The organism is Clostridium sp. 19966 (assembly GCF_032335695.1).
Taxonomy (GTDB): domain Bacteria; phylum Bacillota; class Clostridia; order Clostridiales; family Clostridiaceae; genus JACTOJ01.
Window position 1 is genome coordinate 67,998 of the sequence record NZ_JACTOJ010000007.1, and the last position, 13,011, is coordinate 81,008.

Annotated in this window: 13 protein-coding genes; 6 read left to right on the forward strand and 7 right to left on the reverse strand. The window is 30.5% G+C overall.

Annotation, left to right across the window (positions count from 1 at the left end):
- Positions 1-62: 62 nt before the first annotated feature.
- Both IAI10_RS09010 and IAI10_RS09015 read left to right on the forward strand, forming a co-directional pair.
- Positions 63-1,889: an LTA synthase family protein gene (locus IAI10_RS09010; protein ID WP_315672977.1), complete on the forward strand. Its 1,827-nt coding sequence runs from the start codon at positions 63-65 to the stop codon at positions 1,887-1,889.
- Positions 1,890-2,227: 338 nt separating this feature from the next.
- Entirely contained in the window at positions 2,228-3,640 is a 1,413-nt protein-coding gene (locus IAI10_RS09015) for an aspartate ammonia-lyase (RefSeq protein WP_315672978.1), read from the forward strand.
- 399 nt (positions 3,641-4,039) lie between these two features.
- Here the strand turns inward: IAI10_RS09015 and IAI10_RS09020 are convergent, their stop codons facing one another.
- Together IAI10_RS09020 and IAI10_RS09025 are read right to left on the reverse strand one after the other, a co-directional pair.
- Complete coding sequence (locus tag IAI10_RS09020; protein WP_315672979.1) at positions 4,040-4,456, reverse strand: hypothetical protein; 417 nt, start codon at positions 4,454-4,456, stop codon at positions 4,040-4,042.
- Positions 4,457-4,540: 84 nt separating this feature from the next.
- Positions 4,541-5,002, reverse strand: coding sequence for a hypothetical protein (locus IAI10_RS09025; protein WP_315672980.1), 462 nt, complete (start codon positions 5,000-5,002; stop codon positions 4,541-4,543).
- 73 nt (positions 5,003-5,075) lie between these two features.
- Here IAI10_RS09025 and IAI10_RS09030 point away from each other — a divergent pair, with 73 nt between their 5' ends.
- The 4 genes from IAI10_RS09030 to IAI10_RS09045 all read left to right on the forward strand — a co-directional run bounded on the left by IAI10_RS09030 (position 5,076) and on the right by IAI10_RS09045 (position 8,071).
- Entirely contained in the window at positions 5,076-5,387 is a 312-nt protein-coding gene (locus IAI10_RS09030; protein WP_315672981.1) for a hypothetical protein, read from the forward strand.
- Positions 5,388-5,582: 195 nt separating this feature from the next.
- Complete coding sequence (locus IAI10_RS09035; protein WP_315672982.1) at positions 5,583-6,056, forward strand: DUF4342 domain-containing protein; 474 nt, start codon at positions 5,583-5,585, stop codon at positions 6,054-6,056.
- A 100-nt stretch (positions 6,057-6,156) separates the two neighbouring features.
- Positions 6,157-6,846: a response regulator transcription factor gene (locus IAI10_RS09040; protein ID WP_315672983.1), complete on the forward strand. Its 690-nt coding sequence runs from the start codon at positions 6,157-6,159 to the stop codon at positions 6,844-6,846.
- Positions 6,833-8,071: a HAMP domain-containing sensor histidine kinase gene (locus tag IAI10_RS09045; protein WP_315672984.1), complete on the forward strand. Its 1,239-nt coding sequence runs from the start codon at positions 6,833-6,835 to the stop codon at positions 8,069-8,071. Before IAI10_RS09040 ends, IAI10_RS09045 begins: the two co-directional genes overlap by 14 nt.
- A 36-nt stretch (positions 8,072-8,107) precedes the next feature.
- On the opposite strand, the gene IAI10_RS09050 is transcribed toward IAI10_RS09045, so the two are convergent.
- From IAI10_RS09050 to IAI10_RS09070, 5 genes are all read right to left on the reverse strand, one after another.
- On the reverse strand, positions 8,108-9,358 hold the full coding sequence (locus IAI10_RS09050; RefSeq protein WP_315672985.1) for an arylamine N-acetyltransferase: 1,251 nt from the start codon (positions 9,356-9,358) through the stop codon (positions 8,108-8,110).
- A gap of 272 nt (positions 9,359-9,630) precedes the next feature.
- Entirely contained in the window at positions 9,631-10,434 is an 804-nt protein-coding gene (locus IAI10_RS09055; RefSeq protein ID WP_315672986.1) for an MBL fold metallo-hydrolase, read from the reverse strand.
- Positions 10,435-10,473: 39 nt separating this feature from the next.
- Positions 10,474-11,115 carry a lactate utilization protein gene (locus IAI10_RS09060; protein ID WP_315672987.1) on the reverse strand — a complete coding sequence of 214 codons (642 nt, stop codon included), beginning with the start codon at positions 11,113-11,115 and terminating at the stop codon, positions 10,474-10,476.
- 36 nt (positions 11,116-11,151) lie between these two features.
- On the reverse strand, positions 11,152-12,138 hold the full coding sequence (locus IAI10_RS09065) for a HAMP domain-containing sensor histidine kinase (RefSeq protein ID WP_315672988.1): 987 nt from the start codon (positions 12,136-12,138) through the stop codon (positions 11,152-11,154).
- Between the two features lie 115 nt (positions 12,139-12,253).
- Positions 12,254-12,964 (reverse strand): response regulator transcription factor, encoded by a 711-nt coding sequence (locus IAI10_RS09070; protein WP_315672989.1) that lies wholly within the window; start codon positions 12,962-12,964, stop codon positions 12,254-12,256.
- Between the last annotated feature and the right edge of the window lie 47 nt (positions 12,965-13,011).

Here is a 13,011-nt window from a genome sequence, read left to right on the forward strand (position 1 = left end):
TATTGTATACGTATAAATGATGGTGCTATACAATAATTGTAACTTATTAGGGGGATCACTATATGCTATTATCGTCCAAAATTAATAAAAATCTTTTTATTAATTTACTTAATGGATTAAAAAACAGGTTCAAATACTTATTTAAAGATTTTATTGGAATATACATTTTTCTTGCTATTTGTATAAAAAACCAATTATTTTTAAGTATACTTAAAAGTCATGGAGCTTCCAGTATATATTCTGGCTTTGATTTAGGAAATCTTTTTTCGAATCATATTTTCACATATTTTATACTAATTTTTATAAGCTTCGCTTTTTTATTTTATAATAGAGCTCATCTTTGGTTTTTGACAGCACTGAATTTGATATATTCTATAGTGCTCATAGGTGATTTATGGTATTACAGAAGCTTTAATTCATTTTTGAGTTTACATCTTTTAAAAGAAACTCAAAACCTTAATCACCTTTCCGGCGGCGTAATGTCTATGTACAGACCAATAGATCTTATCTTCATTGTAGATGTTATTATACTTATAATAGTTTCTATTTTTTTAAATAAATACTATAAGAGTTTACCAAAGCTTAGAGGGATTTTTTTAGTTATGTTCTTTTTGCCTTTGCTGCTTCTTTTAAAAAGCGGTATTTCCTTTAAGACTCAGTGGATTGCATATGCTACAATGAGAGATTTATCGCCCATAGGCTATCACGTATACGATACTTATAATTTCATAGATGATTATAGGCCATATCACCTCAGCAATGGTGAAAAAAAACAAATACAAAATTGGTATGCTAATAAAGATGAACATCTTCCTGACAACCAGTACAAAGGCATTTTTAAAGGAAAAAATTTGGTTATAATACAGGTGGAATCCTTAGAAAATTTTGTTCTAAACAACCAGTACGAAAATCAGGAAATAACTCCAAACTTAAATAAATTGCTAAAGAATAGCTTGTACTTTCCTAATTATTATGAGCAGGTCTATAATGGTACAAGCTCCGATGCTGACCTTATGACTAACGCCTCCGTATATCCAGTAAGAAGCGGAAGTACATTTTTCAGATTTCCTAACAACAGCTACAACACTCTTCCTAAAATATTGAATCAAGCAGGATATACCTCCAAAGCTTTTCACTCCGATTATGGTTATTATTGGAATGTACATAATGCATTGATTAACTTTGGCTTTGATAAATTTATGGATTTAGACAGTTTCCCAGTAAAAAAGACCTTTTGGATGGGATTAACAGATGAATGTTTTTTAAGTCAGACTGCTGATGAACTAAAAAATACTAAAGCACCTTTTTATGGATTCGCTGTAACAGTAACTTCTCATATGCCTTTTAAAATGCCCGATAGCTTCAAAAATCTTAAGTTAGATAAAAGCTTCGATGACACTTATATGGGAGGATATTTTCAAAGTGTAAACTATACGGACAAACAGATTGGAATGTTTTTAAATAAACTGGATGCTTCCGGGTTATTAGATAATACCGTGGTTGTGATATACGGAGATCATACCTCTGTTCATAAATATTATAGTGACGAAGTTGCTAAAATAAAGCCTCAGGAGAAATGGTGGGATAATGGCAAAAGAATCCCTCTCATAATATACAGTAAAGGTATGAAACCAGAAGAATTTAAAATTAACGGCGGACAAATAGATTTGCTTCCAACTTTAGCTTATGCCTTTGGTATACCAGAGGATAAATACAAAAATACTGCTCTTGGGAGAAATTTATTAAATACAAAAAAAAGTTTTGCTTTACTTGCAGATGGAGAAATAATCGGAAAAGATTCGCTTAGTCAAAATGATATTAACCACATAAATGATTCCTTCGATATTTCTGACAAATTAGTTAGAACCAATTATTTTAAAAACAAATAAGCGCAGACTGCCTACTAAATAAACTCAGTCTATTAAAAAATTTATGAAGCTCCTATCTTTAAATTTTAAGGTAGGAGTTTTCTTGTTTTCATTACCGCCTTAAATTTTGTAAAAGTAATGGTTTTTTTTTATTATTTTTGCAATATTTCCTGCATTTTTATTGAGTATTAGTATAAAATAACAACTCTGTTTTGAATTTATTGTATTCATTTTTACAGGATACTATAATAACAAATGAAATAATTGTTTCATTTGTTATTACTTTTTATTATATTTTGCATTTAAAATTTCATATTACAAATATTTTTAAATTTTGTTTACAAAGAAGGGATTAAGTAATGGATTTTAGATTAGAAAGCGATTCTATTGGTACAAAACAAGTTCCGAAAAATGCCTATTATGGTGTTCAAAGTTTAAGAGGTTCCGAAAACTTTAATATCACGGGGCTTAGATTGCATAAAGATTTTATCATAAGCCTTGCCCAGATAAAAAAAGCTGCTGCCATGGCTAACGGAAATGCTGGAATTCTAAAAAAGGAACTTCAATTAGCTATTATGCAAGCTTGCGATGATATTATAAATGGTAAATTGCATGAAGAATTTATTATAGATCCCATTCAAGGTGGTGCAGGAACTTCTGCAAACATGAATGCTAATGAAGTAATTGCCAACAGAGCAATAGAATTGCTAAATGGTAATAAAGGAGATTATTCAATAGTACATCCCAACGATCATGTAAATATGTGTCAGTCTACGAACGATGTTATACCTACCGCCGGTAAAATCACCCTGCTAAAATTGCTTCCTAGAGCAATAAACAAGCTTAACGAGCTATGTACTGCTTTAAAATGTAAAGCTCTAGAATTCAATGATGTTATAAAAATGGGAAGAACTCAAATGCAAGATGCAGTTCCAATAAGACTAGGTCAAGAATTTAACGCTTACTATTCAGTTATAAAAAGAGATATCTTAAGATTGGAAAAAATTCAAGAGGAGCTAAGAAGCATTAATATTGGAGGTACTGCTATAGGCACCTGCATAAATGCTGATGAACAATATTTAAAAAATATAGTTCCGATTTTGAATTCCATAACTAATTTGTCTCTTACACGATCAGAGGATTTAATAGATTCTACACAAAATTTAGATTGTTTTGTGGCAGTATCTTCAACCATTAAAACTTGTGCAGTTAACCTTTCTAAAATAGCAAATGATTTAAGATTGATGTCATCAGGTCCTAGAACAGGTTTTAGCGAAATAAATTTACCTGCAAGACAAAATGGTTCTTCCATAATGCCTGGAAAAGTGAATCCTGTAATTGCTGAAGTGATAAATCAAATTTCCTTTAATATCATTGGAAATGATATGACTATAACTATGGCTGCAGAGGCTGGACAACTTGAACTAAACGCCTTTGAACCTATAATATTTTATAAACTTTTTGAATCCATAGAAACTCTTACTAATGGAATAAACACCTTTATCGATAATTGTGTATCCGGCATAACTGCAAACAAAGAAAGATGTCAGCAATTAGTTGATAACAGTGTAGGCGTAGTCACAGCTATCTGCCCATATATAGGCTATAAAAAAGCGGCTCAAATAGCTAAAACTGCAATAAAAAGCGGAAAACCTGTAAAGAAAATAGTGCTGGATGAAGGCATATTGAAAGAAAATGAAATTGATGAAATACTTGATCCTGTCAGCATGACAGAGCCTAAAAAGAAATCCAAACACCTTATTACCCAATAGTAAGTAACAAAAAAGTAGAGAAGCAATAAATTCCCTACTTTTTTATTATATGTGTATATTGTTATACTCGGTTCTAAAATTATTTATGAAAATTTTAATTTAGGTTCTGTTTTAAATCAGTGTTGATTTTTACACTGATTTAAAACTTCCTTCAGTTCGGTAGGCTATGTTTTAAAATGTTGATATTATCGTTTGAGTTCTAGGAACTCTTAGGGATTGCGACTTATAATTGGCGTAATTTTGCCCAGGACGGGCAAAGCAATTTTAGCGCCACGGAGGGCGCATTAAAATTGGTAGTCAATTATAACAAAGCAGCCCTTAGAGTTCATCCCATGGGTTCTGAAAGAAACCATGCCATTACGAAAAATGCCTTTATCAACATTCTTTTAAAACATAGCCTTAATTTAATTTACTCCAGTTCCATCCGCCATTTCTATCTGCTCTTCTAGCCTTTACTTCACGATTTATGCTTACAAACACAATACTCCATGATACGGAAATCACGCATTGCACTAGGTAAATAACAGCTATTATATTTTTTGTTCTAGCTTCCTGAGCTTTTAATACTTCAATGCTTGACTGACTTAAAGAAGATCCTTCTTCCTTAATATAATTTATTATACTGGCTAAATCCGTTCCTTCTCCAATCATAGCAGCAGCTGCAAGCAAAGCCAGTGCCCCAATTATAACTACAAAGTAGGTTTTAGCAGGATTATCGCTTTCTTTAAAATCCATAAAAACATTTTTTATAAAAAAACCTACATAAAAAATCAATAGTATAACTCCTATTATTTTTGTTAAAGTAGCAAGTAGCATAAAAATCCCCCTTTTAAATGCTTAATCATGTACGCATACCATAATATTTTACACCATTTTTTGTCAAAAAACTATAGTAAATTTTTATTTAGAGAATGTGATAGCCAGTTGTATTTTACTTCTATCTACAGAAAGCACTACTATGCTGTGATTTATAGTTAAAATATATTCTATAAACTCCTTCATGGTTTCTTCAAATATATAAATAGTTTGTTGAGATTTATCTATTATCGCATAGCTTGAAAATATTTTTTTAATCGTAAGGTTATCCCATGGCTTCAAAGCATAGTTATTGTTTTTCAGCCCTATGGTGTAGGTTTTATTTTCAAGCATTTTATCTAGCTTATCTGCATTTGCTCTATAATTATCTCTTTCTGATACTAGTTTATCTAGTTGCTGACTGGTTTGCTCAATTATTATTTTTTCCTTTTCTATTTGAAGCTTCAAATTTTTAATATCTGCCTCTGTAGATTTCAACTTGTTTTTCTTAAGCTTCAGATATAATTTACTTAAAAACTTGAAGTTTACAAAATAATTTTTATTCATATTAACTTCTCCTTGCTTTTGCTCTTTATAAAATATGCATTATGTTTTAATATATATTAAAGAGGTGATTTTTTTGAAGCAATTAATATTAGATACCATTATAAAGTTCTTCAAGCATACTAAATATTTTGCTCTTCAGTCTAGAAATAGCTTTAAATTTCAAGGAAATAAAAATGAAGTTATAAAAGTTATGCTGGACTCTTTGATTGAAAGCAAAGTTCAAGAAAAAGCTTCACTTCTTTCAGAACTAAAAAGCATCAAACAGCAATCTTCAACACTTGAAAATGATTTGAACAACCTAAAAGAAGAAAACCAAATTTATATAAAAAAATTTAATGGTCTAAAAGCTTTCCAAGATTTTTTAATAAATAATATGCCACGCTAATAATTTAAATATTTTCCCTCTATCTTCTTTCATATCCTCTTAAATTTAACCTCATATAAATTATACGATAATGAATTTCAAAAGTATATTTCTAATCCAATTTTAATCTTTCGCTAATTTACCTCTAATACAAAGCTTATATACTAAAAACATAGTTTTAAAAGAATTAATGAGGATTTTAAAGGAGGATTTAAAATGTCAACTATGTTAGAGAGTATTGATGAATTGAGAAAAAGAACAAATGTAAGCTACGAAGATGCTAAGGAAGCATTAGAAAAATCCAATGGTGATATTGTGGAAGCTATAGTTTATTTAGAAAAACAAAATAAAATTAAAAATCCACAAGAAACAACAAAGGATTATTCACTCTGGACCTCTATCAAAGGTATAATTACTAAAGGCAATACCACCAAATTCATAATAAAGAAAAAGGAAGATATAAGGCTTAATATATCTGTAACTTTAGCAGTTATACTTGCAATAATAGCTCCACATGCCGCAGTATTGTCTATTCTACTTGCTTTCATTACTGGTCATAAAATAAGATTTCAAGGCAAAGAAAATGAATATGAGAAGCTCAACAAATCCTTAACTAAAATATCAGATAGCATAAGCAGCACAGGAAAAGATTTAGTTAATTATGCAGTTAATAGTGAATCTATAAAATAATCCGCGGTTTTAAAAAATAGTGTATAATTTAAATAAGCAGCTTTATATATTTTATTTTCATATATAGCTGCTTATTATATGTTTATAAGAGGTAATTTATATGAGCAGTGAAAAAATTCTTATTATTGAAGATGAAATAAATATAGCTAGATTTGTTGAACTGGAGCTAAAGCATGAAGGCTATATTGTTGAAAAAGCTTTTGATGGAAGAGAAGGGCTTAGCATGGCTGAGGCAAATGATTATGACTTAATTATTTTAGATATAATGCTTCCTTTATTGAATGGAATCGAAGTTTTAAGAAGGTTAAGGCAAAGCTCTCAGGTTTCAGTCATTATGCTCACTGCTAAAGATGATATTATGGATAAAGTTATGGGACTGGATAATGGTGCTGATGACTATGTTACAAAGCCCTTTGCCATAGAAGAATTACTTGCTAGAATAAGAGCGTCCTTAAGGAAAAATAGCAAAACATCAGGTCTCTCAAAAAAATTAAAAATAGAAAATTTATGCCTAGATCTCGATAAATATGTGGTAACCTATGATGATAATATAATAGATCTTACAAAGAGAGAATTTGACCTCCTATGCTACATGATGAATAATAAAAACATAGTACTAACTAGAGAAAAAATTCTTGAGTCCGTATGGGAGTTTGATTACATGGGTGACACTAATGTGGTAGATGTATATATACGTTATCTTAGGAGCAAAATCGATGATAAGTATTCAAAAAAGTTTATTTACACTGTAAGAGGGGTAGGTTATATGGTTAAAGATGAAAAAATATAATAATGCATTTAAATTTATTAAGTATTCTATAGTATATATATTTAAATTCTCTTGGCTTTCAATAGTTTTTATCCCTAAGCTGTTAATAAAGTTTTTTAAATATATAAGTAAGAAACTTCACTTTTCCATAACCTTTAAGATAACAACTTTTTATGCCTTAATATTTGCTTTATTTATATTAATTTCAAACATTATTATGGTATCTGGTTTCTATTTTTCTATTTGGAGAAACGTAGCCAGCTCTACTGCAAAAAACGGATATCTATATGTTAAATTTACATCTGAAACCATAGAGATCAATCATTATTCATTTATTCTATTTTTGGTAATCCTCTGTGCAGACTTATTGTTTTTAATTCTTATTTTATTACTAGGTTCAAAGCTAAGCAAAAAGTTGCTTTTGCCAGTAAAAAAAATGGATGAGGCTGTAAAGAAAATTTCCGGTGAAAATTTAAACACCAGATTGGATATAAGCGGTTCAAAAGATGAACTCAAAGACTTAGCTCAAACCTTCAACGAAATGTTGGATAGAATACAAAGCACCTACGAGAGTCAAACTCAATTTGTCTCAGACGCCTCCCATGAGCTGCGCACTCCTATATCCGTAATACAAGGCTATGCTAATCTATTAGATAGATGGGGAAAAAATGATAAAGAAATTTTAGAAGAAGCTATAGCTTCCATAAAGTGTGAAGCTGAAGACATGAAAGACTTAGTTGAAAAACTATTATTTCTGGCTAGAAGCGATAAAAATACTCAAAAAATTGAAAAGAGTAAATTTTTATTTTCAGATGTTATAGATGAAGTGTTTAAAGCTACACTCTTAATTGATGAAAAGCACTCTATCTTAATGAATCGCAATGATAAAGTATTTTTTTATGGCGACAGACAACTTATTAAGGAAGCACTAAGAGTTTTCATAGATAATAGTGTTAAATATACTACTGATGGCGGAATTATTGAAATAAATTCCTACAATATAGATAATGAGATCAATATTGAAATCAGAGATACTGGCATAGGTATCTCAAAGGAAGACTTATCCCATGTTTTTGATAGATTTTATAGAGCTGATAAATCAAGAACAAGAAATACAGGTGGCACCGGCTTAGGTTTGTCCATAGCTAAATGGATTATTGATAAACATAACGGACACATAAAACTTGAAAGCCAAATTGGTAAAGGCACAAAAGTAACTATAATATTAAGTGCTGCTTTAAATTAATATTAATTTTCAATACCACTTAAAGCAGCATCCTTTTTACCCCTCAGCATACAAGGATATGCCAAACATCTTCTCTAGATTGTTTATGAATTCTCTCTCATTCTTTATTTGTTTTTTAGTATACTTTCCATCTTCAGTAACAATTATATAGTTATCTGTAAGAGAGACTCTTCCGTTTTTTCTTTCAATGGAACAAAGTCTGTTTTTTCTGAACCTGGATTCTGGTGATGTAGCGAAATACTCATATTTTTCTCTAAATTCCTCTAAGTCTCTTTCTTCAAGGTTAAATATATATCTAACAGAGTAATCCGCATTATTTATAGATTTTAACAATTTATAGGAGTCCTCTCCTGCTTTCACTATCTTAAAATATCCTTTGTCATCTTCCTGTACTTCATCAGCCACCAATTTTATTGGTTCAAAGAAATTATCTCCAAACCCTACATCCACAAGCCAATCTTGATTATCTATGTTTACCATAATTAAAACATGATCATGCTCACTTCCTGTATCTGTAACTTTAGCTGCTATATACTTTGCATTAAATCCAAGCTTTTTAAGAAGATGCAGAAATAATCCATTAATTTCGTAGCATACTCCCCCTCGTCTTTGAATAACAACCTTATTCCACATTTCATTTACGTCAAATTCAATTTTTCTATTGTAAAACATACTTAAATTCTCAAAAGGTACATTTAAAAGATGCTGTATTTGAAGCTTTCTAAGCGTAAATATATCACAATCTACAGATCCTTCATAATTTATTCTCTCCAAATATTTCTTTATAAAAGTGTCATCATCTAAGGTAGAAATGGAATCCTCTCTTTTTATTTCAGGTAGTTCTTTATATTCATCCTTCTTCCATTTCTCTACCCAGTTTCCCCTATTCTCTCTGTTTGCCTCTATGCACCCCTTGATTCTTTTTAATAATATATCTTGATTATAGCCGCTTTCATTCTCAGATATTTGTTTAATACCCTCATATAAAATTTCTTTTATGTTTTCTAGTTCCTTAATTCTATTATCCGCAGCTATTAGTTGTATCTGTAAATCTCTCTTATGCTTGTCTTCTTTTGTAGCATTTGTATCTAACAGCTCTTTTATTCTCTTTAAAGGCACTTCCATTTCTTTTAATATAAGCAGCTGTTCTAGCTTCAATAAATTTTCTTCGCTATAATCTCTATATCCGTTTTCGTCTCTTTCAGGCACTATAACTCCATACTCTTCATAAATCTTTAATGCTTTGCTGGAAACCCCCATCTCTTTACAAACACGCTTAGTATTCATTAGTATTTCACCTCTATAAAATAAATTGTGCTGCAATTTACATATATATTTAAATTAAATTTCTACAATTGTTTCTATAATTATAAATTTTACCACAAAATTCGAAACAACTCCAACTATGAAATAGTATAAATTATGACCTACTATTGAAAATACTGTTTCTAAAATCCAAAGTATAGAAGCTAAAATTAATATAAAAACCCATACCTATTTTCAATAAGTACGGGTTTTTAATCACCTTTAGGGCTATGCTAAAACATAGCCTTTCCAATTTAAAGCTCTATTATCTCAAGATCCTCAGGAACAATTATATTGCCATTAAAGTATTGTTTTCCCTCTGCAATATACAGCTCCTTTCTTTTCTCCATATTTTTATCTTCCGTATGGTATAAGATTATACTTTTAACTTCTAATTTTGCTGCATTTTCACAAGCATCCTTAACTGTTGCATGATGCTTCTCATAGGGCTTAAATATATCTTTTTGCGAGTATAGGCAAAAGGCTTCATGCATGAGATAGTCAGCTTTTTCTGCATACTTTAGCTCTGATTCCCTATATGGCTCGTCCCCTAAAAAGGTAAGTTTTTTACCATTTTCTAAAATTGTACTAAAACCAAATTGAAGCTGCTTAGTGCTTTTTATATCAAAGAATTCCACTTTCCAATCTAATATATGCTTTTTACTTCCATCAGATATTTCAGAGAATATTATTCTGTTTCCTATGTATTTTGTGAATTTCTTTTCCAGAAGTATATTAGAAATAGTATTTATTGCATCAATATTTTCTTTGTGACAATATATAGTCAAATTTCCTTCATACTTTTCATTTATTATTTGCTGAGCTGCAGCTCTTATTATCCAAACTATGCCTGTTATGTGGTCATTGTGCCTATGGGATATAAATACACTATGAATACTTCCAATAGGTATATTCAGCTTTTCCAAATTAGCTAATACAGTATTTCCCCCTCCTGTATCCACCAAAAAATGTTCTCCCCCCCTGCTTATGGTAAAACAAGTATTATAACATTTTGTAACCATAGCAGAGCCTGTACCTAATATATTTATTTTTTCCATGAAAGTAATCATCTTCTTTCGCTTTTGTAGTTATAGCTATTAGTATCCTAACGCTTCATTAAGTATTAATACATGTATTCTTTCTTTATTGCTTTGCCTCTTTATCACTGTATACTCATTGCATATTCTGCCACTGCTGCTGCAATCCATGCAATAGCCTACCTTTGCACAAGGAGTAGGTTTATTAAGCCTTTTAGCGTTCATTGGAGCAGAGCATCTTTTATTTCTTTCTACAGCTTCCTCTATGTTTTTAACAATCTTGTTTACTCCGCAGATGACTATAACCTTTTTAGGCCCGAAAAGCATTGCAGCCACTCTATTCCCATTACCATCTACGTTATACAATTCACCGTTTTCTGTCAATGCATTTGTACTTGTAAAGTATGCATCACAAAAAAAGGCTTTTCTAAATATCTCTCCTATTTCTTCTCCTGAGAGGCCTTCCTTGTATCTATCTAAAAAATTGTATTTACCTGATCTTAATAATTCAAGTATTCCTGTTTCATTTAATGTAGCAGAGCCGCCTACAGTTATCATATCTCCTTCATTAATAAGAGAATTTATCTTTTCTATAAGCTCGTCTCTGCTATTAATGTAATATCCATTCATATTATTCTTTTCTAAAGCCTTTATTGTCCGTTCTATAGTCATTTCATTGCACCATTTTACGTTTGAATCCATTACAAAATCCTCCTTCTTACTTCTTAGCTTATTTTATCATATTTTATTATTCTCTTGCAAAACTAGGGGAAGACGTATTTCAAAAGTTGTTTTTTCAGCGCTGCTCTTAACTTCTATTTTTCCATCATGAAGTTCAATAATATTTTTAGTTATTGCTAATCCTAAACCTGAGCCTCCTGTTGCCTCAGATCTTGATTTTTCAGATCTATAAAATCTATCAAATACATATGGAATATCTAGTGGAGGTATAGGATCACCATAATTTATAAAGCTTATCCTTATAAAATCTTCTTCAGTATTAACATAGATATCCATGAAAGGACTGCATTTAGAATATTTTATGCTATTAGAAATGAGATTTTCAAAAGCTCTTACTAATTTATTACCATCACCGAATATTTCCACTTTCGCTTGGGGAAAATAGGTTCTGCACTCCATATTCATACTTTGAAACTCTAATCTATGTTCCATGATAAGCTGATTTATAAATTCTACTAAATTTATTTTTTCTTTATTGATTCTGAATCCATAATTATTTAAAGTAGTCAATTCAAATAAATCATCAATAAGATTTTTTAATCTTTTAGCTTTGGAATATACAATATCTGCGTAATACCTAAGAGCTATTTCATCCTTATACTTATCTTCATTTATTAGATTCAGATATCCAAGTATAGAGGTTAATGGAGTTCTTAAGTCATGAGATACGCTGGTTATAAGATCTATCTTTGTCTGTTCACTTCTTTTTTCCTCCTGCAAGCTATTATTAAACTTATTCATTATATCGTTTATACTTTTCGCTAAATCTCCGAAGTTTTCATCATCAATTCCATTTATTCTAATTTCAAAATCTCCTTGAGACATTAGCTTTACTGATTTATTTATTTTCAAAAAACAAATTATTTTTTTGCGAAATAATATGTGGAAGTACAGTATAAAAATAATAATTCCTAAAGCATAGCTGTTAAACACAAAATCAAATAGATTTTTTACTCTATATAAATTCTCCATTAAGCTTGGCATATATTGCATAATGACTCTTGTTATAACTCTATCGTAAATTCGCAAAAAAACAAAATAGGTTATGATTGTTAATAAAAAACAGTAAAAAATCATTAATAGGATTCGACCTTCTATTTTATAAATCTCTGTCTTTTTCAATTTTATACCCAACTCCCCACACAGTATGAATTATGCTTTCTCCTTTTAGCTTATCCTGAAGCTTGTCTCTAAGATTGCAAACATGAACCATTACCGTATTATTGCTTTGGAAATACCTTTCCTTCCATACATGTTCAAATATTTCTTCTGCACTAAAAACTCTTCCAGGACTGCTTGCAAGAAGTACTAATATATCAAACTCCTTAGCAGTAAGATTTATCTTAACATCCTCTACAAAAACAAGGTGGGTTGATTTTCTTATAGTTAATAGTCCAAGCTGAATCAAATCCTCATCTTTAGGAGCCTTGTTTACCCTATCAAACAGATAAGCTCTTCTTAGGAGAGTTTTTACTCTAACAATAAACTCCAATTGATCAAAAGGCTTAGTGATATAATCGTCTGCACCAGTAAGTAGTCCTGCTACCTTATCAGTGTTTTGGCCCTTTGCACTAAGCATTATAATAGGGATATTGGCTTCCCTTCTTATTTGCCTGCATACTTCCATACCATCCATGTCAGGCATCATGATGTCTAAAACTACTAAGTGCAATTTATCTTTTTTCACTATGTTTAGAGCCTCATATCCGCTTAAAGCTTTATATACCTCATAACCCTCATTGCTTAAATATATCCCCACCAGGTTTAATATCTCCTTATCATCATCTACCACCAAAATTTTCTCGTTCATATAAATCCCCCTTTGCTTCAATTTTCATTTCTGGTTCTGTTTTAAAT